At 70.8% G+C, this 24,569-nt stretch carries 23 protein-coding genes and 1 tRNA gene; 21 read left to right on the top strand and 3 right to left on the bottom strand.

Annotated features, from left to right (window positions below; genetic code table 11):
• Window positions 1-129 precede the first annotated feature (129 nt).
• Together H9623_RS06650 and H9623_RS06645 are read right to left on the bottom strand one after the other, a co-directional pair.
• The gene (locus tag H9623_RS06650; protein WP_193719279.1) at window positions 130-1,788 is read right to left on the bottom strand and encodes a pyridoxal phosphate-dependent decarboxylase family protein; all 1,659 of its coding nucleotides are present in this window, start codon (window positions 1,786-1,788) and stop codon (window positions 130-132) included.
• The gene (locus tag H9623_RS06645) at window positions 1,775-3,205 is read right to left on the bottom strand and encodes an MFS transporter (RefSeq protein WP_321575318.1); all 1,431 of its coding nucleotides are present in this window, start codon (window positions 3,203-3,205) and stop codon (window positions 1,775-1,777) included. The genes H9623_RS06650 and H9623_RS06645 overlap by 14 nt, the downstream gene beginning before the upstream one ends.
• Before the next feature lie 161 nt (window positions 3,206-3,366).
• Here H9623_RS06645 and trxA point away from each other — a divergent pair, with 161 nt between their 5' ends.
• The 19 genes from trxA to H9623_RS06550 all read left to right on the top strand — a co-directional run bounded on the left by trxA (window position 3,367) and on the right by H9623_RS06550 (window position 20,979).
• Entirely contained in the window at window positions 3,367-3,756 is a 390-nt protein-coding gene (gene trxA, locus H9623_RS06640; RefSeq protein ID WP_193719278.1) for a thioredoxin, read from the top strand.
• A gap of 232 nt (window positions 3,757-3,988) precedes the next feature.
• Entirely contained in the window at window positions 3,989-4,195 is a 207-nt protein-coding gene (locus H9623_RS06635; protein WP_193719277.1) for a dodecin family protein, read from the top strand.
• A gap of 218 nt (window positions 4,196-4,413) precedes the next feature.
• Complete coding sequence (rplU, locus tag H9623_RS06630; RefSeq protein ID WP_191789147.1) at window positions 4,414-4,722, top strand: 50S ribosomal protein L21; 309 nt, start codon at window positions 4,414-4,416, stop codon at window positions 4,720-4,722.
• Window positions 4,723-4,797: 75 nt separating this feature from the next.
• Window positions 4,798-5,055, top strand: a complete 258-nt coding sequence (rpmA, locus tag H9623_RS06625) for a 50S ribosomal protein L27 (RefSeq protein ID WP_030151568.1) — start codon at window positions 4,798-4,800, stop codon at window positions 5,053-5,055.
• A 90-nt stretch (window positions 5,056-5,145) separates the two neighbouring features.
• Window positions 5,146-6,669, top strand: a complete 1,524-nt coding sequence (obgE, locus tag H9623_RS06620) for a GTPase ObgE (RefSeq protein ID WP_193719276.1) — start codon at window positions 5,146-5,148, stop codon at window positions 6,667-6,669.
• 276 nt (window positions 6,670-6,945) lie between these two features.
• Window positions 6,946-8,088, top strand: coding sequence for a glutamate 5-kinase (proB, locus tag H9623_RS06615; RefSeq protein WP_193719275.1), 1,143 nt, complete (start codon window positions 6,946-6,948; stop codon window positions 8,086-8,088).
• Between the two features lie 132 nt (window positions 8,089-8,220).
• Entirely contained in the window at window positions 8,221-9,594 is a 1,374-nt protein-coding gene (locus H9623_RS06610) for a glutamate-5-semialdehyde dehydrogenase (RefSeq protein WP_193719274.1), read from the top strand.
• Window positions 9,595-9,706: 112 nt separating this feature from the next.
• Window positions 9,707-9,862 (top strand): hypothetical protein, encoded by a 156-nt coding sequence (locus H9623_RS06605; RefSeq protein ID WP_193719273.1) that lies wholly within the window; start codon window positions 9,707-9,709, stop codon window positions 9,860-9,862.
• 26 nt (window positions 9,863-9,888) lie between these two features.
• On the top strand, window positions 9,889-10,494 hold the full coding sequence (nadD, locus tag H9623_RS06600; protein ID WP_193719272.1) for a nicotinate-nucleotide adenylyltransferase: 606 nt from the start codon (window positions 9,889-9,891) through the stop codon (window positions 10,492-10,494).
• Window positions 10,491-11,501 (top strand): hypothetical protein, encoded by a 1,011-nt coding sequence (locus H9623_RS06595; RefSeq protein WP_193719271.1) that lies wholly within the window; start codon window positions 10,491-10,493, stop codon window positions 11,499-11,501. The genes nadD and H9623_RS06595 overlap by 4 nt, the downstream gene beginning before the upstream one ends.
• A 29-nt stretch (window positions 11,502-11,530) precedes the next feature.
• Window positions 11,531-11,977 (top strand): ribosome silencing factor, encoded by a 447-nt coding sequence (rsfS, locus tag H9623_RS06590; protein ID WP_193719270.1) that lies wholly within the window; start codon window positions 11,531-11,533, stop codon window positions 11,975-11,977.
• Complete coding sequence (locus H9623_RS06585) at window positions 11,974-12,654, top strand: histidine phosphatase family protein (protein ID WP_193719269.1); 681 nt, start codon at window positions 11,974-11,976, stop codon at window positions 12,652-12,654. The genes rsfS and H9623_RS06585 overlap by 4 nt, the downstream gene beginning before the upstream one ends.
• 59 nt (window positions 12,655-12,713) lie before the next feature.
• Window positions 12,714-12,786: transfer RNA gene (locus tag H9623_RS06580), tRNA-Ala, on the top strand.
• Between the two features lie 524 nt (window positions 12,787-13,310).
• Window positions 13,311-15,740 (top strand): RHS repeat-associated core domain-containing protein, encoded by a 2,430-nt coding sequence (locus tag H9623_RS06575; protein ID WP_193719268.1) that lies wholly within the window; start codon window positions 13,311-13,313, stop codon window positions 15,738-15,740.
• Window positions 15,741-16,721: 981 nt separating this feature from the next.
• The gene (locus H9623_RS19975; protein ID WP_321575317.1) at window positions 16,722-17,390 is read left to right on the top strand and encodes a CPCC family cysteine-rich protein; all 669 of its coding nucleotides are present in this window, start codon (window positions 16,722-16,724) and stop codon (window positions 17,388-17,390) included.
• Window positions 17,391-17,496: 106 nt separating this feature from the next.
• A complete protein-coding gene (locus H9623_RS06565) occupies window positions 17,497-18,129 on the top strand; it encodes a hypothetical protein (RefSeq protein WP_193719267.1) in 633 nt (210 codons plus the stop codon).
• 333 nt (window positions 18,130-18,462) lie between these two features.
• Window positions 18,463-18,837 (top strand): Imm1 family immunity protein, encoded by a 375-nt coding sequence (locus H9623_RS06560; protein WP_407671855.1) that lies wholly within the window; start codon window positions 18,463-18,465, stop codon window positions 18,835-18,837.
• Between the two features lie 159 nt (window positions 18,838-18,996).
• Window positions 18,997-19,467: a DUF4265 domain-containing protein gene (locus H9623_RS06555; RefSeq protein WP_193719265.1), complete on the top strand. Its 471-nt coding sequence runs from the start codon at window positions 18,997-18,999 to the stop codon at window positions 19,465-19,467.
• Between the two features lie 114 nt (window positions 19,468-19,581).
• Complete coding sequence (locus H9623_RS06550; protein ID WP_193719264.1) at window positions 19,582-20,979, top strand: FAD-dependent oxidoreductase; 1,398 nt, start codon at window positions 19,582-19,584, stop codon at window positions 20,977-20,979.
• Between the two features lie 60 nt (window positions 20,980-21,039).
• Here the strand turns inward: H9623_RS06550 and H9623_RS06545 are convergent, their stop codons facing one another.
• Window positions 21,040-21,276, bottom strand: coding sequence for a hypothetical protein (locus H9623_RS06545; protein WP_193719263.1), 237 nt, complete (start codon window positions 21,274-21,276; stop codon window positions 21,040-21,042).
• Window positions 21,277-21,464: 188 nt separating this feature from the next.
• On the opposite strand from H9623_RS06545, the gene H9623_RS06540 reads away from it, so the two are divergent.
• A complete protein-coding gene (locus tag H9623_RS06540; protein ID WP_193719262.1) occupies window positions 21,465-23,027 on the top strand; it encodes a Re/Si-specific NAD(P)(+) transhydrogenase subunit alpha in 1,563 nt (520 codons plus the stop codon).
• Between the two features lie 3 nt (window positions 23,028-23,030).
• Window positions 23,031-24,413, top strand: a complete 1,383-nt coding sequence (pntB, locus tag H9623_RS06535; RefSeq protein ID WP_193719261.1) for a Re/Si-specific NAD(P)(+) transhydrogenase subunit beta — start codon at window positions 23,031-23,033, stop codon at window positions 24,411-24,413.
• Window positions 24,414-24,569 lie beyond the last annotated feature (156 nt).

The following is a 24,569-nucleotide window of genomic DNA, read 5'->3' as shown; positions in this document are numbered from 1 at the left end:
ACCCACGGCCCGGACTCGCGCCCGACCGGCGGGCGCGGCGGTGCGCGGGACGTCGCCCCGCCCGCGGCCCGCCCGCCCTCACCCCGCAGCGCACCCGCCGCCTGCCCCGCGTCCCGGCCGACGACGAGGTCAGGGGGTGGCCGACCGCTCCCCGGGCAGGCTCGGCGCCTGGTCCACGGGCTCGGCGAGCCGCGCGATGAGCTCGACCAGCAGACGCTCGCTCACGGTCGCGGGCAGCGCCTCGACCAGGGCCAGCAGCGGCGCCATGGGCCCCGTCCCCGGCTCGGGGGCACCGCCGCCGCGCCGGTCCTCTCCGCCGAGCACCGCCGCCTGCACGAGGTCCCAGGCCGCCCGGGAGTCGAGCGACCCGAGGGCTGCGAGCACCTCCCCGGTCGGTACGCCCGGGGCCAGCGTCGCGACCAGGGCGCCCAGGACCTCGTGCGGGTCCGGACGCGGCACCCCGCGCACGGCGTCGGCCGCCGCGACGAGCGCCGCACCGAGCTCCTCGACCACGCCCGCCGTCACCGGGGTCACCGTGAGGTGCGTCGTGTGCGGCAGGCGCGAGCCGTCCGGCTGCGTGTACCCCGGCTGCGGCTGGAGCACGAACCCGCTCGCGCGCACCGCGTCCGACCACACGTGCGGGTCGACCTGCCGGTCGGCGGGCAACGACTCGTCGGCGGCGACCGCGACGAGCGGTCCCACCGGCGTCCCGACCACGCGCAGACCCTCGACCGAGTCGAGCACCGCGCGCAACCTGCCCGTCGCGGCCGCGCAGCGCGCGGTCACCGCCCCGTACCCCGACACGCCCAGCGCCTGCGTCACGGCCCAGGCCGCGGCGAGCGGGCCCGCGGACTTGGACCCCATGATCGTCGAGTTCACGACCGGGTAGCCCGGCCAGCGCGTCGTCGCGAAGAGCTGGTGACGCTGCCGGTCGCGGTCACGCGTCAGGAGCAGCGAGGCGCCCTTGGGGGAGTAGCCGTACTTGTGGACGTCGGCCGAGATCGAGGTGACCCCCGGGACGCGGAAGTCGAACAGCGGGACCTTCCCGGCGTCGTCGGGCCAGAAGGGCAGCACCCACCCGCCCACGCACGCGTCCACGTGGACCGGGACGCCTGCGGCGCTCGCGGACGCCGCGACCTCCTCGACCGGGTCCACGACCCCGTGCGGGTACGACGGCGCGGAGACGACGACGAGCGCGACGTCGTGCCCGTCGCCGACGGCCGCGGCCATGGCGGCGGGGACCGCCCGGCACGTCGTCGGGTCCACGGGGACCAGGACGAGGTCGAGCCCCAGGTAGGCCGCGGCCTTGTGGAACGCGGGGTGCACCGTGGCGGGGGCCACGACCCTCGGCACGAACCCGAGCGTCGCGAGCGTGCGCGGCGCGCCGTCCGGCAGCGGCGGCTGCGCCGCGAGGAACGCGTCACGGGCCGTCTTCACGGCGAGCACGCAGCTCTCCGTCCCGCCGGACGTCACGGTCCCGACGACGCCGCTCGCGTCCTGCGCACCGCTCCCGTGCAGGACGTCGCGGGCGAAGGCCACGAGCTCGCGCTCCATGACCGCGACCGACGAGAACGTGGTCGGGTCGAGGCCGTTGAGCGGCTGCACCGCGCGGATGGCCTCGCCCGCGAGCACGTCGAGCTCGCTGAGGTCCGGGTCGTAGACGTAGGACAGGACACGGCCGCCGTGCGTCGGGGCGTCGGCCGCACGCAGCGCTGCGAGGCGGTCGAGGATGCCCTCGGTCCGCAGGACGGGGGAAGCGGGCAGGGGGGTGACGTCATGGGCGCTCATGCGCAGCGGGCTCCTCGGTGGGCACGTCGATGTCGCCCCTGCGCAGTCGATAGCGTACGAGGGCGAGCAGGCTCAGCGCGACCAGGAGCGCGGGGACCAGCGAGAACGACAGCGCGATGCCGTCGACGGCGGCCGCGGACTGCTCGGGCGTGACGCCCGCGCTCGACGACCGGTAGCCCGTGGCCCACTGCACGAGGCTCAGCAGCCCGGCGCCGAACGCCATGCCCGTCGTCTCGCCCGCGGTCCACACCCCGCTGAACGCCCCGCCGCGATCGGACGCGCCCTGGCCCGTCACGGGCGTCGTGCGGGCGTCGTGCGCGATCACGTCGGGCAGCATGGCGAGCGGCAGCGCCTGCATACCCGCGTACCCGATGCCCGCGAGCGCGGTCGGCAGGTACACCCACGCGCCCGGTGCCCACGCGAGAGGCACCATGCACAGCGTCGCGAGCGCGAACAGCGAGCTCGCCAGGACGAAGCTGCGCTCCTTGCCGACCCGCCGCGCGAGCCGGTTCCAGAGCGGCATCACGAGCAGGGCCGGGGCGATGAGGGCCGCGAACAGCAGGCTCACCGCGAGGTCCGACTCGAGCACGTACGTCGCGACGTAGTTCGCGGCCGCGAGCATGAGACCCGTCGCGAGGGCCTGGAGGACGAAGGCCGTGAGCAGGACGCGGAAGGGCTGGCTGCGGCGCAGCGTCGCGACGGCCTCGGCGACAGCCAGACGGAACGCACCGAGCGCGGAGCCCGCCGCAGCAGGAGCCGCGGCGTGCGCACCCGGGGGGAGCGCCGCCGTCGGGCTCGCACCCCGCGCACCGCGCGGCGCCACCCGCGAGGCGACGAGCATGCCCGCCCCGATGACCAGGCCCGCGACCACGCCGAGCGTCAGGTAGCCCGACAGCGAGCTCGTCTCGCCGCGCAGCACCGGGCCCCCGGCCCCGAACAGCAGGATCGCGAACGCGAGCGTCGCCACGCGCCAGCTGATCAGGCGCGTGCGCTCGTCGTACGTCGGGGCGATCTCCGCGGGCAGCGCGATGTACGGGACCTGGAACATCGAGAACGCCGTGGCCGCGAGCAGGAACGCGACCAGGACCCAGATCGAGGCGGCCACGGTCGACGCCCCTGCCGGCACGGCGAACGTCAGCGCGAAGAACACCGGGATCGCGACCGCGCCGATCGTCATGAAACGCCGCCGCGAGCCCGTCCGGACCAGGTCGCGGTCGCTGCCGTACCCGATGAACGGGTCGATCACGACGTCCCACACCTTGGCGCCCGTGACGACCAGGCCCGCGACCGCGGCCGGGACCGCGAGGGCGTCCGTCAGGTAGTAGAGCAGCATGAGGCCGGGCAGGGTGCCGAACCCACCCGTGCCGACCGAGCCGATGGCATATCCCGCGATCGTGCGCGGCCTGAGGCGTTCCACGCGCCACAGCCTAGAGGTGACCTCCGTCACCGTCGGGGAGGTCGAGGAGACCTGCGCTCGGGAGGCGCCGCCCGGGGACCGGGCGTATGTTCGCCCGCGGGCCGGGAATACCTCCCGGGGACCCGTTGCTGCACCTGGTGAACCCCTCAGGAAGGACCTTCATGGCAACCCAGGAACTCACCGGCGCCACGTTCGAGCAGACCATCAAGGACAACGACATCGTCCTGGTGGACTTCTGGGCATCGTGGTGCGGGCCGTGCCGCCAGTTCGCCCCGGTGTTCGAGGCGTCCTCGGAGAACCACCCCGACGTCGTCCACGGCAAGATCGACACCGAGGCGGAGCAGGGCCTCGCGGCCGCGGCGAACATCACCTCGATCCCGACGCTCATGGCGTTCCGTGAGGGCGTGCTCGTCTTCTCGCAGCCCGGTGCGCTGCCCGCACCCGCGCTCGAGCAGGTCGTCGAGGCCGTCAAGGGCCTCGACATGGACGACGTCCGCGCACAGATCGCGAAGGCGACGGCCGCCGGCTCGAACGGTCAGGCCAACGCCTGACGCATCGACCGCGCAGCCTCACCGAAGGACCCCGGCCCCGGCCGGGGTCCTTCTTCGTGCCGGGCGGGTGGTCCCTCCGCGGCGCTGCCGGACGTCCTGCCGTGCGGCCGACGGCGTCGGCGGACGAGACCGTCGACCGGCGGCGCAGGGCTGGCGGACCAGCACCCCACGGGGGATCGTGGAGGGGTGCGCGGACGCGACGAGGCGTCCGCCCTGGACGGCGGAGGACGCCATGAGCGGCTCGGTGGCACGTATCACGCAGATCAGCGCGCGGTCCGACGTGAGCTTCGACGACGCGGTCAAGACCGGGATCGAGAGGGCGAGCGCGACGCTGCGCAACCTCACCGGAGCGTGGGTCAAGGAGCAGAAGGTCGAGGTCAGGGACGGGAAGATCGTCGCCTGGCAGGTGGCGCTCGAGGTCACGTTCGTCCTCGACTGACGGGGGCCCCGCACCGCGCGCCGACTTGACCCCCGGCCCGGCGGGCGGCTATTTGACCCTGCGTCAGGGATTCCGTAACCTTGAACGTCGGTGCGCTCGGTGCGCACTGGTCCCGTGTGCCCATGGTCAGGTCGCACTCGCACGCCACGGTGTGTTGAGTCCTGCCAAGACGACCGGACATGGCGAGCACGCCAAGACTAGAAGAGATGAGCAACAACGTGGTGTACGCGATCGTCAAGGCCGGTGGCCGCCAGGAGAAGGTGTCCGTCGGCGATATCGTCGTCGTCGACCGTCTGTCGGCCGGTGCCGGACAGTCCGTCGAGCTTCCTGCGATCCTGCTGGTGGACGGGGAGAAGGTGACCCACGACGCTGCGGCGCTCGCGAAGGTCAAGGTCACTGCTGAGGTCGTCCGGGACGAAAAGGGCCCGAAGATCACGATCCTCAAGTACAAGAACAAGACCGGTTACCGCAAGCGCCAGGGGCACCGTCAGCAGCTGACGCGCCTCAAGGTCACCGGCATCAAGTGACCTCCCTCGGCGGCTCGTGAGAGTCGCCGCAGGTGATCCCACCCCCTCTTCTTCCAGCACGAAAGCAGGTTCGACATGGCACACAAGAAGGGCGCGAGCTCCTCGCGCAACGGTCGTGACTCCAACGCCCAGCGCCTCGGTGTGAAGCGCTTCGGTGGCCAGGTCGTCAGCGCCGGCGAGATCATCGTCCGCCAGCGCGGCACCCACTTCCACCCGGGCAACAACGTCGGTCGCGGTGGCGACGACACGCTGTTCGCCCTGACCGCCGGTGCCGTCCAGTTCGGTACGCGCCGCGGACGCAAGGTCGTCGACATCGTCTCGGCCGAGGCCTGATCCACGACGCAGCACGCTTGACAGGAGGGGCGCACCGACGCGGTGCGCCCCTCCTGGTGTTCTTCCCCCCTGCTTGAGAGGACCATTTCCATGGCCACGTTCGTCGACCGCGTCGTCCTGCACGCCTCCGGCGGTGACGGCGGCAACGGTTGCGCCTCCATCCGCCGGGAGAAGTTCAAGCCGCTCGCCGGCCCCGACGGCGGCAACGGGGGTGATGGCGGGAGCGTCCGGATCGTCGTGGACGCACAGACCACGACGCTCCTCGACTACCACCACTCGCCGCACCGCCACGCGACCTCCGGCACCCAGGGCATGGGCGACCACCGCGCGGGCGCCAACGGTGGCGACCTCGTCCTGCGCGTGCCCGACGGCACCGTGATCAAGGACCTCGACGGCAACGTCCTCGCGGACCTCGTCGGTGACGGCGCCGAGTTCGTCGCCGCGGCGGGCGGCCGCGGAGGGCTCGGCAACGCCGCCCTCGCGTCCCAGCGCCGCAAGGCCCCCGGCTTCGCGCTGCTCGGTGAGCCCGGCGAGGAGGCCGACTTCGTCCTCGAGGTGAAGTCCATCGCCGACGTCGCGCTCGTGGGCTTCCCGAGCGCGGGCAAGTCCTCGCTCGTCGCCGCGATCTCCGCTGCTCGGCCCAAGATCGCGGACTACCCGTTCACGACGCTCGTCCCCAACCTCGGCGTGGTCCAGGCAGGCGACTCACGCTTCACCGTCGCCGACGTCCCCGGGCTCATCCCCGGCGCGAGCGAGGGCAAGGGGCTCGGGCTCGAGTTCCTGCGCCACATCGAGCGCACCGCCGTGATCGTGCACGTCCTCGACTGCGCGACGCTCGAGCCCGGCCGCGACCCGATCTCCGACCTCGAGGCGCTCGAGGCCGAGCTCGACGCCTACGCGGGCGACCTCGACATCGAGGGCGCCCGGGTGCCGCTCAACGAGCGCCCGCGCCTCGTGGTCCTCAACAAGATCGACGTCCCGGAGGCCCGCGAGCTCGCCGAGCTCGTACGGCCCGACCTCGAGGCCCGCGGCCTCAAGGTCTTCGAGATCTCGACCGCGAGCCACGAAGGCCTGCGCCCCCTGACGTTCGCGCTCGCCGAGCTCGTCGACAAGGCCCGCCGCGACGCCCCGGCTCCGGCCCCGGCCCGCACGATCCTGCGCCCCAAGGCGGTCGACGACGCAGGCTTCACCGTGACCCGCAAGGGTGGCGCAGAGACCGGCTTCTACTTCGAGGTGCGTGGCTCCAAGCCCGAGCGCTGGGTCCGCCAGACCGACTTCTCGAACGACGAGGCCGTCGGCTACCTCGCCGACCGCCTCGCCCGCCTGGGTGTCGAGGAGAGGCTCTTCAAGGCCGGCGCCGTCGCAGGGGACGAGGTGCGCATCGGCTCGGACAAGAACGCCGTCGTGTTCGACTGGGAGCCCACGCTCATCACGGGCTCCGAGCTCCTCGGTGGACCGCGCGGGTCCGACCTGCGGCTCGAGGACACCTCGCGCCCCACGCGCTCGGACAAGCGCCGCGAGTACACCGAGCGCATGGACGCCAAGGCCGAGGCCCGCGCCGAGCTCTGGACCGAGCGCGAGTCCGGGCACTGGACGGACCCCGACCAGGACTGACCACCCGCGCACGGCCGACGGCCCGCCGGACGACCGGCGGACCACCTCCGTCGGAGAAGCGTGCTCCGCCCGCAGGGCGGGTACGGCCCTCGGGTCGTGCCCGCCCTGCGGCGTCCCCGGACGGTGCCGACCCGGCGCCGGGGCGAGCCGGGCGGGAAGGGGAGCGACGTCGTCGGGCCGGGGGACCCGTCACCGGCCGGTCGCCGCGTCCCACCGTGAGGTGTCACACGGTGGAACGACACGCCCTCCGAGGGCTCCCCGCGGGATGATGGCACCGTGAATGCGCTCTCCGCACGCTCCCAGGTCGCCACGGCTCACCGGGTCGTCGTCAAGATCGGCTCCTCGTCCCTGACCGGACCGGACGGGCACCTCAGCGTCCCGGCCCTCCAGGCGCTCGTGCAGGTCATCGCTGCGCGGCACGCCGCGGGCGGGCAGGTCGTCCTCGTGACGTCGGGGGCCATCGCCGCGGGGATCGGCCCCCTGGGCCTCAGCGCGCGACCGCGCGACCTCGCGACGGCCCAGGCAGCGGCCTCCGTGGGGCAAGGACTCCTGGTCGCCCGGTACGCGCAGGCCTTCGCCGAGTACGGCATCCGGGTGGGCCAGGTGCTCCTCACGGCCGAGGACACCATCCGCCGCGGGCACTACCGCAACGCGCAGCGCTCGCTCGAACGCCTCCTCGACCTGGGGATCGTGCCCGTCGTCAACGAGAACGACGCGGTCGCCACGGACGAGATCCGGTTCGGCGACAACGACCGCCTCGCCGCGCTCGTCTCGCACCTGGTCCGCGCCGACGTCATGGTCCTGCTGACCGACGTCGACGGCCTCTACGACGGACCGCCCTCGCGCCCCGGCACCCAGCGCATCCGCGAGGTGCGGTCCGCGCTGGACCTCGAGGGCATCGAGGTCACGGGACGCGGCAGCTCGATCGGGACCGGCGGCATGCTCACCAAGCTCGAGTCCGTGCGCATCGCGACGGGCTCGGGCATCCCGGTCGTCCTGACCAAGGCAGCGAACGCCGAGGGCGCCCTCGCGGGTCGTGAGGTCGGGACGTGGTTCGCCGTGACGGGCAAGCGCACCACGCGCCGACGCCTGTGGCTCGCGCACGCCGCGCGCACCCGGGGCCGGCTCGAGCTCGACGAGGGCGCGGTCGCCGCGGTCCTCGGCGGACGCGCGTCCCTGCTGCCCGCGGGCGTGGTCGGTGTCACCGGGGACTTCGACGCGGGCGACCCCGTCGAGCTCGTCGCCCCCGACGGACGCGTCGTCGCCCGGGGCCTCGTCGCGTTCGACTCGAGCGACATCCCGGACCTGCTGGGCCGCTCGACGCACGAGCTCCGCGACCGGCTGGGCGAGGGGTACGACCGCGAGATCGTGCACCGCGACGACCTCGTGCTCGTGGGGCGCCGCCGCAAGGCGTCCTGAGGGGACCCCGCGAGCACGCCCGGCGGGTCGCTCAGGGCGGGCCCGACGCCGGAACGTGCGTGACGCCGTCGGGCCCGCCTCGGTCCTCGGACGCCGCAGACACACGCCACCCGTGCGACGTAGGCTCGTCGCATGACTGCGCTCAGCCACGCCTCCGACCTCGACCCGACCGCGACGACCGCGACCGGCGGCCCGCAGACGCCGCCCGCCGCGCCCACCGTCGCGTCGTCCGCCGCGGACGGCTCGGTCGCGCAGGATGTCGAGGCGACCGCGCGGCGCGCCAAGAAGGCCTCGCGCACCCTCGCGACCGCGACGCGGGCCACCAAGGACGCCGCGCTCCACGCGCTGGCCGACGCCCTGGTCGAGGCCACCGCGGAGATCGTCGCGGCCAACGCGGTCGACCTCGAGCGCGGCCGGGAGAACGGGACCTCGGCCGGGCTCCTCGACCGGCTCGCCCTCACTCCTGAGCGGATCGTCGCGATCGCCGACGCGCTGCGCGAGCTCGCGACGCTCCCGGACCCCGTCGGCGAGGTCGTGCGCGGCTCGACGCTCCCCAACGGCCTGCGCCTGCGCCAGGTGCGCGTGCCCATGGGGGTCGTCGGCATGATCTACGAGGCGCGCCCCAACGTGACCGTGGACGCGGCCGGCCTGGCGCTCAAGAGCGGAAACGCCGTGATCCTGCGCGGCGGCTCGGCCGCCGCAGCCTCCAACGAGGTCATCGTGGACGTGCTGGGCCGGGCGCTCGCCGCTCAGGGGCTGCCCGCCGACCTCGTCCAGTCGATCGACCGCCACGGCCGTCCCGGCGCCGTCGCGCTCATGCACGCACGCGGCCTGGTCGACGTGCTCGTCCCGCGCGGGGGAGCCGACCTCATCCAGACCGTCGTGCGCGAGTCCACGGTGCCCGTGATCGAGACCGGCGTCGGCAACTGCCACGTCTACGTCGACGCCTCGGCAGACCTGACGAGCGCCCTCGAGATCCTGCTCAACTCCAAGACGCAGCGCGTCGGGGTCTGCAACGCGGCCGAGACGCTGCTCGTTCACACCGACGCGGCAGCCGAGTTCCTGCCGGCGGCCCTCGCGGCCCTCGACGCGGCCGGCGTCGTGCTGCACGGCGACCCCCGGACCGCCGCGCTCGCGCCCGAGGGGGTCCCCGTCCTCGACGCGACCGACGACGACTGGGCACGCGAGTACCTCGCTCCCGAGATCGCGGTGCGCGTCGTCCCGGACCTGGACGCCGCGATCGAGCACATCCGCACCTGGACCTCGGGGCACACCGAGGCCATCGTGACGCGCGACCTGGCCGCCTCCGAGCGCTTCGTCGCCGAGCTCGACTCCGCCGCGATCATGGTCAACGCGTCGACCCGTTTCACCGACGGGGCCCAGTTCGGGCTCGGCGCGGAGATCGGCATCTCGACCCAGAAGCTCCACGCGCGAGGCCCCATGGGGCTCGCGGAGCTGACGACGACCAAGTGGGTCGTGCACGGCGACGGCCACGTGCGTCCCTGATCACATGCTGCTCGTCGTCCAGCACGACCGTGAGAGACTGGACGACGATCAGCGCCCGGCCTGATCACCCGCCGTCCCACGCACCACGCTCAAGAACTCGTAGGAGGACATCGTGCTCGCTGCTGCCGTCCAGGTCGCCCAGGAGAACACCGAAGCCGTCACCCACCTCCCGATCCCGCCCGTCGGGTTCGGCATCGTCGCCTTCGGGGTGCTCGTCGGCCTCCTCCTCGTGACCTACGCCTTCCGTAGCGTCGGTACCCGCCACTGACCCCGGCCCTGGTGGATCCTGCGGAGATGACGGCGAGCAGACGCCCCCGGCTCGGGGTGATGGGTGGCACGTTCGACCCCATCCACCACGGGCACCTCGTCGCGGCGAGCGAGGCTGCGGCCCGCTTCGGTCTCGACGAGGTCATCTTCGTCCCCACCGGGAAGCCCAGCTTCAAGCAGCACCAGAAGGTCACCGCGCCCGAGCACCGTTATCTCATGACGGTCATCGCGACGGCCTCGAACCCGCGCTTCACGGTGAGCAGGGTCGACGTGGACCGGCCGGGGCTCACCTACACGGTCGACACGCTGCGCGACCTGCGTGAGCAACGCCCCGAGGCGGACCTCTACTTCATCTCCGGCGCCGACGCGATCGAGCAGATGCTGACGTGGAAGGATGCCGACGACCTCTGGAAGATGGCACACTTCGTGGCGGTCTCCCGTCCGGGACACCGGCTCAACGTCGACGGTCTGCCGCCCGGAGTCGTCTCCACGCTGGAGATCCCGGCCCTCGCCATCTCGTCGACCGACTGTCGACAACGGGCGGAGACCGGCCAACCGGTCTGGTACCTGGTGCCGGACGGCGTCGTCCAGTACATCGCGAAGCACGGCCTGTACAGAGGATCAGCATCATGAGTGATCAGCACGGGAGCATGCAGCCCGTCCGCCCCTTGACGCGCCGGGAGATCCGGGAGCGTGAGGCCGCCGCAGCCGAGCAGGCCGCAGGCGCGGCACCGTCCGCCCCGGGCGGGTACACCCCGCCCGCACCCGCAGCTCCTGCTGCCCCGCCGCCGTCACGGCGATCGATGCGGGACGTCTCCGCCCCGACCCCTTCCGAGGGGTACTCGAACCAGGCGCCCGTCGTCCGGCCTCCGTCGATGACGGGGGGCATGCGCGGTGTCGACGAGACCGGCCGCCTCACCCCGATCCAGGAGACCGCCGAGCGCGTCCCGCTCCGCCCCGCGCAGTCGCCGCCCCCAGGGACGACCCCGCCCGTGCGGCAGAGCATGCGCGCCCCGTCGACGGCGCCCTCGCCGTTCGGCGCGGCCCCTCGTCCCGCATCTCCCGAGCCCGCGCCCCAGAGCGCGCCGGCGCCGTTCCCCCCGGCGCAGCCCTCACCCTTCCCGCCCGCGCAGTCGGCACCGGCGCGAGAGTCCGTGTCGTCGCGGACCCCCGCCCCGGACACCCCGCGGGCCGCCGCGACCCCGGCACCGGCCCCCGCGCCGCTGCCGTGGGAGCAGGGCACCGCGCCGAGCTCCCTCGCCCAGCAGGCCCCGGAGTCCGCGCGCCCTGCCCTCCCGTGGGAGACGCAGCCGCCGGCCGCGACCCCGGCGGCCGCCCAGGCGTCACCCTTCCCCGGGGCCGTCGAGGACTCACCCTTCCCCGTCGCGGGTGCCACGCGTCCTGGCCCCGCGTCGCGGACGGCCGACGACGACGAGGACGACGCGTACGACGAGCGCCCGCCCGGGCACGCGTACACCTGGCTGCACTACCTGATCCTCATCGCCGTGGCCTTCGTGCTCGGGCTGCTGATCTGGCGGTTGCTGCTGGGTGACAGTGCGAGCGTCGCCGAGGCGCTCGCACCGGTCGGTCTCGAGGCCCTGACCTCGAGCCCCACGAACCACCACGGCCTGTCCTTCTGACAGGCCTCGAGACAACCCCACGGAGAGTCGTGACTGCAACGGAACGCGCTGTCGAGCTTGCGGTGATCGCGGCCCGCGCCGCATCGGACCGCAAGGCCGAAGAGATCATCGCCCTGGACGTCAGTGAGCAGCTCGTGCTCACGGACGTCTTCCTGATCGCCTCGGGAACGAGCGAACGGCAGGTGTCCGCGATCGTGGACGCCGTCGAGGAAGAGCTGCACAAGGTCGGGGTCAAGCCCATCCGCCGCGAGGGAAAGTCGGAGGCCCGCTGGGTCCTGCTCGACTTCGGCGACATCGTCGTGCACGTCCAGCACGCCGAGGACCGGGTCTACTACGCGCTCGAGCGCCTCTGGAAGGACTGCCCGGTCATCGAGCTCCCCGAGGACGCACGGGGCGGAGAGGGGACGTCGAGCACCGACGTCACCGACGCCGCGGACGACGGCGCCATCTACCTCGCGGAGGACTCGCAGGCGTGAGCGCGCGCACCGTCGTCTTCCTGCGCCACGGGCGCACCGAGTACAACGCGGCCATGCGCCTCCAGGGGCAGGTCGACATCCCGCTGGACGCCGTCGGGCACTGGCAGGCCGAGCAGGGGGCACGGTCGCTCGCGGCCGCGCACTCCCCGACGCTCGTCGTCGCGTCGGACCTGACGCGTGCGGCCGAGACGGCCGGGTACTACGGGAAGGCGACGGGCATGCCCGTCTCCCTCGACGAGCGTCTGCGCGAGCGCGGGTTCGGCGAGTGGGAGGGCATGACGGGCGAGGAGCTCTCCGAGCGCTGGCCCGACGAGTACGCGGCGTGGCGCCGTGGCGAGGAGCCCGCTCGTGCGGGCGCCGAGTCGCGGGCCGACGTCGCGGCGCGCATGGTCGCGGCCGTCACCGAGCACGCCGACGCACTGGACGAGAAGGACACGCTCGTCGTCGTCTCGCACGGTGCGGCGATCACGTTGGCCATCACGGCCATGCTCGGTCTGGACCCGACGGGCTGGCGGGGGATCTCGGGACTGAACAACGTCCACTGGTCCCAGCTGCAGCGCTCGGGAGCGAACGCCCACCCCGCGTGGAGGCTCGTCGCGCACAACGTCGGGGCGGACTTTTCGCTCGATGAGTGGAGCTCCGGACCCGATTGGATTTTCCAGCCGACTTCGGCATAAACTAGCGATGCTTCCGAGGGGGAAAACCTCAAGGAAGTGCGGGACCAGCAATGGTTCTCGGGGCTGTGGCGCAGCTGGTAGCGCACCTGCATGGCATGCAGGGGGTCAGGGGTTCGAGTCCCCTCAGCTCCACCCGACACGAAGGCCGTCTCCCTCAGGGAGGCGGCTTTCGTCGTTCTCGAGCGACGAGGTTCGCCCTGCGACGGAGCAGGTGTGACGTAGGTCATGATCGCCGCTCCCTCATCTGCTCGGGCCTGGCCACGTCCTCGACGCGGGTCCTCGACGGCGCGCGGTACACGACCGCGGTCACGGGGTACGACGTCGCCTACCGGCCCTTGGGCCAGACGGTCACGGTCCCGGCCTCGGTGCTCGGGGGCGCGGCCGGGACGTCGTCGTTCACGACCGCGTACTCCTACACCGCAGGTGGCTTCCCGGAGACGGTGACCCTGCCCGCGGCGGGTGGTCTCGGCGCGGAGGAGGTCACGACCCGGTACGACGAGCGGGGGATGCCCGAGTGGATGGGGTCCGGGTTCGGCTGGGGCGCGTACGTCGCCGACGCGCGGTACACCGCGTTCGGCGAGAAGTCGGTCCTCGACCTGGGCAACACGTTCGGGACGGTCGTCTCCTACGAGTACCAGCAGGCGACGCACCGCCTGGTGCGGATCGGCCTCGACCGTGAGCGGGTCAACGGCACCGAGCTGGACGTGCGCTACGGGTACGACGTCGCGGGGAACATCCTCTCCGCGAAGGACGACCCGACCGCTGCCGGCACCGCCGACGACAACCAGTGCTTCACGTACGACGCGCTGCGACGGCTGACGTCGGCGTGGACACCGTCCACGGGATCGTGCTCCGCGGCGCCCTCGACCCGAGCGCTGGGCGGTCCGGCAGCGTACTGGACCGACTACGCGTACGACACGGTCGGCAACCGGACGTCGATGACGTCGCACCGGGCGAGCGGTGACGTCACGGCCGCCTACACCTACGGACCGTCGACGGCGGACCCCGACGCCGGGGTCCACGCCCTGACAGGGGTCGCGACCACGACGGCGGGCGGTGCGTCGACCACGGCGTCGTACGTCTACGACGCCGCGGGCAACACCGTCAACCGGCCGTTCGGCACAGGCACCCAGGTGCTCGGGTGGGACGGTGAGGGGCGTCTGGCCCAGATCGTCACGTCCGGTACCGGAGGCGCCGGGGAGAACCAGCTGACCGCCGGTGAGGCGTCGTTCGTCTACTCTGCCGACGGCGAGCGGCTCGTCCGCAAGGACGCGTCGGGGACGACGCTGTACCTGCCTGGCGGGCAGGAGCTGACGAACCACACGGCCGGCTCGGCTGCGGGCACGACGACCGCGACCCGGTACTACGGGTTCGGCGGCCAGACGGTCGCCGTGCGTGACGGCAGGGGCCTGGGCGGGGTGTCCAGCCTGGTCAACGACGTGCACGGCACGGCGCTCGCCGTGGTGCACAACACGAAGTACACGCTGACCCGCAACTTCGCCGACCCGTTCGGCGGTCGCCGTGGCGAGGTGCTGGACACCCCCGGGGACCGCGGGTTCCTGGGCAAGGTCGAGGACACCACGGGGCTGACGAGCGTGGGGGCGCGGTACTACGACTCGGGAGTGGGCCGGTTCGTGTCGGTCGACCCGGTGATGGACCTGGGTGACCCGCAGCAGTGGTCGGCCTACACCTACGCGAACAACAACCCGGTGACGTGGTCGGACCCGACGGGGCTGCTGTCCTGGAAGGGCGCGTGGTCGGGCATCAAGAAGGGGGCGTCGGCCGCCGGGAAGTGGATCAGCAAGAACAAGGCCGAGATCATCGGCGGTGTCGTGGGCACTGTCGTGGGGGTCGGGTGTGCCGTCTTTACTGCCGGGTTGGGCTCTGTGGCCTGTGCCGTGGCTGGTGGGGCGTTGGCCGGAGCGATCACGAACGCAGTCCGCCAGTCGAGTTCCGGCAAACCGTTCTCGTGGAGGTCGTTCGCGACCGAAACCGTGATCGGTGGTGTGTTCGGCGCCGTGGTCCTAGGGGTGGGGGCGGTCGCCTCACGGTGGATCGCACCGGTGGCGAACCGTGCGGTACAAGGAGCCGTGTCGGCAGTCCGGGCGAGCACCTCGCGTGGTGGGCAGGCCGTCGCGTCCTCGGCGCGCGGCACCGTGAGCCAGTCGCGTAACAGCGCGGCACAGGTCGCGGGGACGAAGCCGATCCCAGCCAACAAGCCGAAGCCGCCGACGGCACCATCTGGTACATCGAACGCGCGGCCGACTGCCCCGGTCAAGAACCCACAAACGGCCCACACCAAGGGGCAGACGACAGGACAGTGTTCGTTTGCCGGTGCCACGCCAGTTCTCATGGCCAGCGGAGAGCACAAGGCCATCGAGGACATCGAGGTTGGTGACCAAGTCATCGCGACCGATCCTCTGACCGCCAAGCAGGCTGCGATGCCAGTTACGCACGTCTGGGTCCACGAGGATGACCTGTTCGAGTTCGAGGTGAATGGTGAGCTGATCGTCACCACTGAGGACCACCCCTTCTGGTCGGTAACTGACCAGACGTGGGAGGGGACGCAGTCGCTTGGACGAGGTGAGCTTGTCCTTGGGGCGGATGGCAATGTTCTGCCCGTAACGCGCCCTGTGGATCTTCGGGCGCACGAGAGGGGCTCAGCCTACAATCTGACGGTTGCGGGTGCGCATTCCGACCATGTCGGACTCACCGGGGTGCTGGTTCACAATAGCGGGCGGCCAGGACCCGAGGACGCGTACCTCTGGCGCGCGGTCACGGGCGCCGAGCTGTCTGACATCTCCAGCACTCGTCAGTGGCACAGCCCGCAAGGGGTCAAGTACTTCGCATTCTCGGAGGCGTCGGCCGCTGAGTATGCCCGAAGGGCGTACAGCGCCTACCCGCACGAAGGTGCGTATACAATGATCCGCACCACTGTCAGGATGAGCGATCTGCCCGACGATGCTCGTATGGCATACACCACCGATGTGAAGGGGGGAGGTGTTGCGCTCAGTAACGACCAGCTCAAAGTGCTCGGGCGTCCGTCAATCATGCCAGGTGGGATCCAGGGTGCGGGAGTTTGCTGATGGATTTTGTGATTGCTATTGGTGACGCGAGGCGCTTTCAGCAGGTTCGCGCGGCGATTGACTCGAAGTTTCCACTCGAACTTCGTTTCGGGGGGCTCGCTGAAACTGCGAGGGGGTGTGACGTTGCTCTGGTCAATTTCCCCTTGTCGTGTGAGCGATACGGTGCTGACCCTGCGCGGCACGTTGCTCAAGTGCTGGTGAATGATCGCGGGGACGGGGCGCCTCCTGTAATTGTCGCCGTCCCCCCTCGCGAGATTGACGCGGAGGGGAACCTGATCGCGGAGGAAGTTGGCTACGGGGAGTGGGTGGAGTGGGCAGTCCGAACTTCCCTGAACGCGCTCGTGACCGAGCTAGGGGAACTTCCTCAAATCTCGATCCTGATTCATCTTGAGGCGGCTGCCCTGGATGAACGTCCTTTGGAGGCGCTCGCAGTGTTGCTGGGCATGCGAACTGACTGGCGTGGCGCTGGTGACGGGTAGGCCTTGGGGCGCAGGATGGACGTACCTCTACAACCGTCCGTGCGAAGTACCCACCCCATGCCCCACGCTAACGCGGCTCTTCCTGTCTGAGGTGGGGTGGGTCAGTCCGTCGCCGATGAGCGGACGTGTGTGGCAGGTAGTGGTCGCGGTTGCGGAAGTCGCGGGCGACGCGGCAGCAGAGCTCGAAGAGGCCGTTCATGGCTTCGGTGCCGCCGTCGGGCGGGGTCGTGTGGATCGCCGGCACGGCGCACGAGCGGCACTGCGCCCTGGCTGGCCAGGTCTGGGTGCCGGACGGTGGTGGGCCGGGTCCTCTGCGTGCGGACGTCGTGGCGGACCCGCACGTCCCGACGTTCTTCTCCGAACGAAGCATCCTGCCGATCAGCCAGGTGCGGGAGGTGCTGACGAGTTCGTCATGGAGGACTCCGGGGAACGACCGCAGTCTGTCTCGTGGGTGGCTGGAGGGCGTAGCCGCTTCTGTGACCCGGGAAGCGATGTTTGGCTGGTGCTTTCCGACGTGAGGCTCGGTGGCGAGGGAGCGGTGCCGAACAGCTTTCTGCGAGTTTCCGCCAATCGGGAGACCGGATATGGTGCGTTGATCTGGTTCGTGTGCGATGCTCATCCTGAGTCCGGTGACGTGTTCGACTCTGTGTGGGTCTCGGACAACCCCAGTCCACCGACCGAGGACTCGCGAGTGGTTTCGGACACTGGCGAACCGGTGTTCCACCGACGTGCGGGCGTGCTGTCGATCTCGCGTTCATGGAGTGATGGAATGACTGTCGGGTCCGCTCGTCCTGAGAATTTCCCCTGCCCGTGCTGCGGATACCTAGTCTTCGAGAGTAGGCCGGGCTCCCAGTCGATCTGCCCGGTGTGCTTCTGGGAAGATGACGAAATGCAGCTCCGCTGGCCGCTACTTGCAGGCTGTTCTAATAAGGTCTCGCTGGTGGAGGCTCAGGCGAACTATCAGCTTCTCGGGGCCTCGGAGGAGAGGTTTCTGACGAAGGTTAGAATTGCCGAGAAATGCGAGTCCCGCTCTCCGGGCTGGCGGGTCATCGATTTGTCTCGGGACATCTTCGAAGCGACGCTTGAAAGCTGGCGCCCCTGGCCGAAGGACAGAGTTGTTCTCTACTGGTGGACCCCTCAATTCTGGAACTTGCATCCTCGCCTTGACTGATTGCACTCCACCCCAGTCGCTGGCGTCGGGTGGCGCGGGGATCCGCGGTTAGGGCGCACAGGACTTCCTATTTGCAGACCTTTGGGCCACTTGAGGCTAGGGGGACATGGAGACTTCGTCAGAACTTCAGGCAATTGCAAACGCTTCGGATTCTGATCTGATGCTGATCTGTGCTGCTGTCGCGGAACGGGGGGTGGCTTTCTGTCAGGTTTTGGTTGCGGGGCATCTGGCGTGGGTTGATTCGTCACTTGAGCTTGCTTGGGCGGCGGCTGCTGGCGAGCCTGTCCAGGACGAGTGTTTCGAAGCACTGGATGAGCTGGAGATGGAACCTCAGGATGGCGAGGATGACTCCTCTCGGCCGGAGTTCCATGTGACTCAGGCGGTAGGGCTCGTGGGCAATGCTCTTGCTGTCTCCTTGAGGCCTTCAGTCTCGAAGGCGGAGATGTCCATTAATACCCTCAGGTCATTGCTCTCCATGGTCGACTTCAAGTTGTCAGGAGAAGTCCCAGTAATTGTGAGGCGTGGAGAGGGTCCTCCTCCTCCGGGGCAGCTGGTTCACATGGAGATTGACGCTGAGCTGGCGGTGCTTGCTCTCTTGTCTCGGGGGGCAGAAAGTTCCACCCAGGGCAGGGCCAGGCGCTTGGTGGCAAACCGAGCACGGGATTCTGCACGCGTATTTGCCGAACAGCTGGTTCCTTCCATAGAGGTGTTTGCCAAACTTGGCGGCTGGGAACTTTAGGAGGCGATCTGAACCCTGGAGTCCGCGTCAGAGTGTGAGCAGGTTGACGTCTCATAGACTGCCCTGGAACCCCTCCGAGGAGGGGTATGAGGAGTCTTGGCGGCAGTAGTGCGTTGAAGCGGTGGAAGAGGGGGGGCGGTGATCTACCTGCTGTGCGGAGACGTCTGGCGCTCGGCGGTGACGTGGAGCGGCCGGCGTCGGTTGGCTGATGTTGCTCTGGCGCACGTGATGAGGCCGCCCGTTCGTCGTGGTCGAGGGTTCGAGCTGTGGTCCGACGCGTGGCTGTGGGTGGCAGCGGCCCCCTCACCAGCGCCGCGGGCGGACTCCCCGGAGATGCCTCTCGGTGTCGATCTTGGCCTGCTGCGCGTGGGTGCCAACTGCGAGACTCTGTCGGGCGGGATCGTGTGGATGGCAGGTACGGCGCATGAGCGGCACGGCGCCACGACTGGTCAGGTCTGGGTGCCGGACGGTGGTGCGCCGGGTCCTGTGCGCACGGCCGTCGTGGCGGACCCGCACGTCCCGACGTTCTTCTCCGAACGAAGCGTCCTGCCGATCAGCCAGGTACGGGAGGTGCTGGCCGAGTTCGTTATGGAGGACTCCGGGGAGCGCCCACGATCCGTCTCGTGGGTGGCTGGACAGCTCGACGGAAGCCGGATGGACGAGCCTCGCCCGCCGGCCTCGCTCACCAGCGACGACCCGTGGGCGTGACGTCGTGCTGACCAAACGCTCCCGCGGCGTCGCGGCGCCATCCAATGATCCTGGAGTCCGGGCCCGACGGGCTAGAAGTGATGGGTCCCACCGACCGGAAACGCTTGAGTTGGCTCTGAGCGGTGCGAGCGGACGACGGCTGGAGAGTAGGGGAATCGGATGAGCGAGCGCCTGTACCGCGTGGTTTTCGACCTGCAGGAACGGATTGCGTGCAGTACCGGGATCGGCGTGGAGCGGCTCTGGGCCGAGAAGTCAGGCAGGCTAGAGATGCGCGTCCTGAACGTCCCCTTCTACGTGAGGGGCATCGCCTTCGGTGATGTCGTGCGCGTCAGGCCCGACCATGAGCGCAGGGAGTTCGTCTTCGAGGAGCTCCTCGCCGAGTCCGGGAACTCGACGATGCGCATCATCCTCAGGGGGGCGCAGCCAGAAGGGGAGGTTGGTGCCATGCTGCGTGCTGCGGACTGCGGGTGGGAGGTTGGCCCGCAAGGAATCTTCCTCTGGGCGATCGATGTGCCCGCCCACGTCAATTACGCATCCGTCCGGGCAGACCTCCTGAAGATGGCAGACGCCGGCACGATCAACCTTGAGGAAGGCGCGATCTCGGGGCTTCATCGAGAAGGGTTCGGGTAGAGGCTGCCCGCTCACGGGCTTCCTGGTTGACTCGGGTGGACGGGGCCGTGGACACGGCACCGAGCGTTCGCCACCGAGCGTTCGCCACCGAGCGTTCGCCAAGGAGGCAGCCTCATGGACACCGTGCACGTCGACCTGCTCGTCATCGGTTTCGGCAAGGGTGGCAAGACGATCGCCGCCGCGGCGGGTCGGCGCGGGCTGCGCGTGGCGATGGTCGAGCAGTCCGAGCAGATGTGCGGCGGGACGTGCATCAACGTCGGGTGCGTGCCGACCAAGGCGCTGGTCCACGACGCCGAGTCTCGCCGACCGGGTGACTCTCCGGCGGACTGGTATGCGCGCGCGGTCACCCGCAAGGCCGACCTGACCGCGCTGCTGCGGGGCAAGAACTTCGACATGCTCGACGTGATCGACTCCGTGACCGTCGTGACCGGGCGGGCCGTGTTCGTCGGGCCGCGTGAGGCCGAGGTCCGAGCGGGCGGCGACGTCCTGCGGATCGACGCTGAGACCGTCGTGATCGACACGGGCTCCGAGCCCGTGATCCCCGACATCCCGGGGGTCGAGGGGAGCTCGCGGGTGGTGACGAGCACCGAGCTCATCGCGACCGAGGACCTCCCGGCGCGGCTTGTCGTCGTCGGCGGCGGGTACGTGGGGATCGAGCTGGCAGGTATGTACGCCCAGTTCGGTTCGCAGGTCACGGTCCTCGAGTCGGCGGGCCGGCTCTTCGGCCGGGAGGACGACGACGTCGCTGATGCCGCGCGCGCCATCCTGGAACGCCAGGGCGTCACGTTCCTCACCGGCGCACGGGCGACCTCGATCCACGACGCCGACGACGGAGCGACGGTCACGTACGAGGCGGCGCCGTCGTCGGGCACGCCGAGTGCGACGGCGGGCGGCGCGGTGACCGGCGACCTGGTCCTGCTCGCCGCGGGGCGGCGTCCCGTCACCGCAGGGCTGGGGCTCGACGTCGCGGGGATCCGCACCACGGACCGGGGTGCGGTCGAGGTCGACGAGCACCTGCGGGCGAGCGTCCCCGGGGTGTACGCCGTCGGGGACGTCAACGGCGGCCCGCAATTCACGTACATCTCGCTCGACGACTCACGGATCGTGCTCGACCAGCTCTACGGGACGGGGGAGCGCTCGACCGCCGACCGGGACGCCGTGCCCTACACAGTGTTCATCTCGCCGCCGCTCGCGCGCGTGGGCCTCACGGAGCAGGCGGCACGCGCGGCGGGCCACGACGTGCTCGTGGCGAGCAAGGCGGTCGCCTCCCTCGCGGCGATGCCTCGGGCTCGGATCGTCGAGCAGACCGACGGGCTCATGAAGTTCGTCGTGGACGCAGGGAGCGGCCTCGTGCTGGGCGCCGCGCTCCTGTGCGTGGACTCCCAGGAGCTGATCAACACGGTCGCGCTCGCGATGCGGCACGGCGTCAGCGCCGCCGAGCTGCGCGACGCGATCTATACCCACCCGTCCTCGACCGAGGGGTTCAACGAGGTGCTCGCGGCGCTGGCCTGACCCTCGTCGACCGGACACCTGCCGTGTGGTGCCGTGGCGGTCGGGGCAGCACCGCCGACGTCACCGCCGCTCGTTCCCCCGACGGTAGTTCCCCGTCGCCCGCGCCAGCAGATGCTGCACCCGGTCCTCGTCGGCGGTCTCGAGAGCCGCGACCAGCCGTGCGGCCCGGGCGCCGGAGATGGTCGCGACGAGCCGCCCGCCCCGGTAGGCGAGGACGGTCCCGGACGCCGTGACGCGGTGGTCGAACGGGTCCTCGACGAGTCGCCCGCGCGCGTCGGGCGGGCCGGATCTACTCATGCGGCGACCCTAGCCAGGGGCGAGCGGGAGACGCGAGGTGATTGACGTCGTCGGGCAGCGGGCGCGGGGCCGCCCGTCTCGCCCGCCGGACCGTGATCCGCGTGGACGACATTCGTCCACGATGCGTGCCTCGCGGCGTTTTCTTTGCCGTGCCGATACCGTGCACCCATCCGAGCAAGGAGGTCAGCATGCGCATCGGCGTGCCCAGAGAGACCCGTCCGGGTGAGCGGCTCGTGGCCGCGACGCCCAGGACCGTGGCCCAGCTCGTGGGCCTGGGGTACGACGTCGTGGTCGAGCGCGGTGCGGGGGAGCGGTCGAGCTGTCCCGACGACGCGTACGTCGAGGCGGGCGCGACCCTCGGGGACGCGGCGCAGGCGTGGGGCGCGGACGTCGTCACGGTCGTCAACGCCCCGTCGGCCGAGCAGGCCGCGGCGCTGACCGAAGGCCAGATGCTGATCGCGATGCTGGCCCCCGGCTCGAACGAGGACCTGGTCCGCCAGCTCGCGGAGCGCGGCGTGACGGCCCTGGCGCTCGACGCGGTGCCGCGCATCTCGCGCGCGCAGTCGCTCGACGTGCTCAGCGCGATGTCGAACGTCGCCGGGTACCGCGCGGTGATCGAGTCCGCGGAGGAGTACGGCGGCATGTTCGCCGGGCAGGTCACCGCGGCCGGGAAGACGGCGCCCGCGAACGTGTTCGTGATCGGTGCGGGCGTCGCGGGTCTCGCGGCGATCGGCACGGCCGCGAGCCTGGGCGCGCAGGTGCGCGCGTTCGACGTGCGGCCCGAGGTCGGCGAGCAGATCGAGTCCATGGGCGCGGAGTTCGTCCAGGCCGAGGGCGCACGCCAGGAGGTCAGCACCGACGGGTACGCGAGCGAGCTGACCGCCGAGCAGGAGCGCCTCACTGCCGAGATGTACGCGGCGGAGAGCGTGCGCGCCGACATCGTCATCACCACCGCCCTCGTGCGGGGCCGTGCGCCGCGCACGATCAGCGCCGACATGGTGGCCGCGATGCGGCCCGGCAGCGTGATCGTGGATCTCGCGGCCTCGGGCGGTGGGAACTGCGAGCTCACGGTCCCGGGCGAGCGCGTCGTGACGGACAACGGCGTCGTGATCCTCGGGTACACGGACCTCACGAGCCGCATGCCCAAGCACACCTCGCAGCTCGTGGGCACGAACATCGTCAACCTCCTCAAGCTCCTCACGCCGGGCAAGGACGGCCAGGTCGTCCTCGACCTGGACGACGAGGTGCTGCGCGGCATGACGGTCGCGCGCGCGGGCGAGGTCCTGTGGCCGCCGCCCCCGGTCGCGGTCTCGGCCGCGGCCCCCGCGGCCCCGGCCGCTCCAGTGGTCGACGAGGCCCAGGCCGCGCGGGACGCGGCCACCGCCCTCGACGACGCCCGACGGCGAGGCACGCGCCGGGCGGTCGGGTACGCCCTCGCCGCGGTCCTGGCCGCGCTGGCCATCACGTTCTCGCCCCCGGCGTTCGTCGGGCACTTCACGGTGTTCGCGCTCGCGGTGGTCGTGGGCTACTACGTCATCTCGAACGTGAGCCACTCGCTGCACACGCCCCTCATGGCCCAGACGAACGCGATCTCCGGGATCATCCTGGTCGGCGCGCTCCTGCAGATCGGCGACTCGAGCTGGGTCGTCACGTCGATCGCCTTCGTGGCGGCGGCGCTGGCCTCCATCAACATCTTCGGTGGGTTCCTCGTGGCCTACCGCATGATCGGCATGTTCCGGAAGGAGGCCTGACCGGTGCTGACCTCCCTGGTCCAGGCCGCGTACGTCATCGCGGCCGTCCTGTTCATCCTCAGCCTCGCGGGCCTGTCCAAGCAGGAGACGGCCCGTCGCGGGTCGCTGCTCGGCATGACCGGCATGGGGCTCGCCCTCGTGGCCACGGTCGCCCTCGCGCTCCAGGACAGCGAGCGGCAGGTCATGGTGACGCTGCTGCTCATCGCCATGGTGTTCGTTATCGGCGCGGTCGTCGGGACGTGGCGGGCTCGCAGCGTCGAGATGACGCAGATGCCCGAGATGATCGCGCTCCTGCACAGCTTCGTAGGCCTCGCCGCGGTGCTCGTGGGTTTCAACTCGTACCTGACCGAGCAGGGCGACGTGGTGCACCTCGTGGAGGTCTACCTCGGTGTGCTCATCGGCGCGGTGACGTTCACGGGCTCGATCGTGGCGTACCTCAAGCTGTCGGCGCGCATCCGCTCCAACCCGCTCATGCTGCCGGGGCGCAACTGGTGGAACCTCGGGGCGCTCGTCGCCTCGGGCGGCCTCATGGCCTGGTTCATCGCGGGCCACGGCCTGCTGCCGCTGATCCTCATGACGGTGGTCGCGCTCGCGCTCGGCTGGCACCTGGTCGCCTCGATCGGCGGCGGCGACATGCCGGTCGTCGTGTCGATGCTCAACTCGTATTCCGGGTGGGCCGCGGCCGCGGCAGGCTTCATGCTCAGCAACGACCTGCTCATCATCACGGGCGCCCTGGTGGGCTCGTCCGGCGCGATCCTGTCCTACATCATGTGCAAGGCCATGAACCGGTCGTTCATCAGCGTGATCCTGGGCGGGTTCGGGGCCGAGGGCGGGCAGGTCGTCGCCTCGGACCAGGACTACGGCGAGCACCGCGAGGTGCAGGCGGCCGAGGTCGCGGACCTGCTCAAGCACGCGCGCTCCGTGGTCATCACGCCGGGCTACGGCATGGCTGTCGCGAAGGCGCAGTACCCGGTCGCGGACCTGGTGCGTCGTCTCCGTGAGCGCGGCATCGACGTGCGCTTCGGGGTGCACCCCGTCGCGGGGCGCCTGCCCGGGCACATGAACGTGCTGCTGGCCGAGGCCAAGGTGCCGTACGACATCGTCCTCGAGATGGACGAGATCAACGACGACCTGTCGGACACCGACGTCGTCCTGGTCATCGGGGCCAACGACACGGTCAACCCGGCCGCGCTCGACGATCCGGGCTCGCCCATCGCGGGCATGCCCGTGCTGGAGGTCTGGCACGCGAAGCAGGTCATCGTGTTCAAGCGGTCGATGGCCACGGGGTACGCGGGCGTGCAGAACCCGCTGTTCTTCAAGGACAACACCGCGATGCTCTTCGGAGACGCCAAGGATCAGGTCGACCACATCATCCAGGCGCTCTGAGGTCCGGCGCGGGAGTGCGAACCCGCGCCGGACGCAAGGGGGAGGAGGTGAGCGACGTCGTCAGGCAGGGCGACGTGGCTCACCTCTTCGACGTCCTCCGGGAGTCCACGGCCCGACGGCGGCGCCCACCGCGGGCCGTCCGCTCGCCGTGCCGTC

Origin of the sequence: Oerskovia douganii, assembly GCF_015142735.1 — a bacterium.
Taxonomy (GTDB): Bacteria; Actinomycetota; Actinomycetes; order Actinomycetales; family Cellulomonadaceae; genus Oerskovia; species Oerskovia douganii.
Note: the sequence above shows the minus strand (reverse complement) of the source record. Positions and strands in the feature narration are given on the sequence as shown.

Coding starts and splice junctions, on each gene's coding strand:
- H9623_RS06650 (WP_193719279.1), bottom strand. CDS start 1,788: ATGAGCGCCCATGACGTCACCCCCCTGCCCGCTTCCCCCGTCCTGCGG.
- obgE (WP_193719276.1), top strand. CDS start 5,146: ATGGCCACGTTCGTCGACCGCGTCGTCCTGCACGCCTCCGGCGGTGAC.
- H9623_RS06565 (WP_193719267.1), top strand. CDS start 17,497: ATGGAGACTTCGTCAGAACTTCAGGCAATTGCAAACGCTTCGGATTCT.
- H9623_RS06545 (WP_193719263.1), bottom strand. CDS start 21,276: ATGAGTAGATCCGGCCCGCCCGACGCGCGCGGGCGACTCGTCGAGGAC.
- H9623_RS06595 (WP_193719271.1), top strand. CDS start 10,491: ATGAGTGATCAGCACGGGAGCATGCAGCCCGTCCGCCCCTTGACGCGC.
- H9623_RS06555 (WP_193719265.1), top strand. CDS start 18,997: ATGAGCGAGCGCCTGTACCGCGTGGTTTTCGACCTGCAGGAACGGATT.
- H9623_RS06635 (WP_193719277.1), top strand. CDS start 3,989: ATGAGCGGCTCGGTGGCACGTATCACGCAGATCAGCGCGCGGTCCGAC.
- H9623_RS06560 (WP_407671855.1), top strand. CDS start 18,463: ATGCCTCTCGGTGTCGATCTTGGCCTGCTGCGCGTGGGTGCCAACTGC.
- H9623_RS06540 (WP_193719262.1), top strand. CDS start 21,465: ATGCGCATCGGCGTGCCCAGAGAGACCCGTCCGGGTGAGCGGCTCGTG.
- H9623_RS06550 (WP_193719264.1), top strand. CDS start 19,582: ATGGACACCGTGCACGTCGACCTGCTCGTCATCGGTTTCGGCAAGGGT.
- nadD (WP_193719272.1), top strand. CDS start 9,889: ATGACGGCGAGCAGACGCCCCCGGCTCGGGGTGATGGGTGGCACGTTC.
- trxA (WP_193719278.1), top strand. CDS start 3,367: ATGGCAACCCAGGAACTCACCGGCGCCACGTTCGAGCAGACCATCAAG.
- H9623_RS06610 (WP_193719274.1), top strand. CDS start 8,221: ATGACTGCGCTCAGCCACGCCTCCGACCTCGACCCGACCGCGACGACC.
- rpmA (WP_030151568.1), top strand. CDS start 4,798: ATGGCACACAAGAAGGGCGCGAGCTCCTCGCGCAACGGTCGTGACTCC.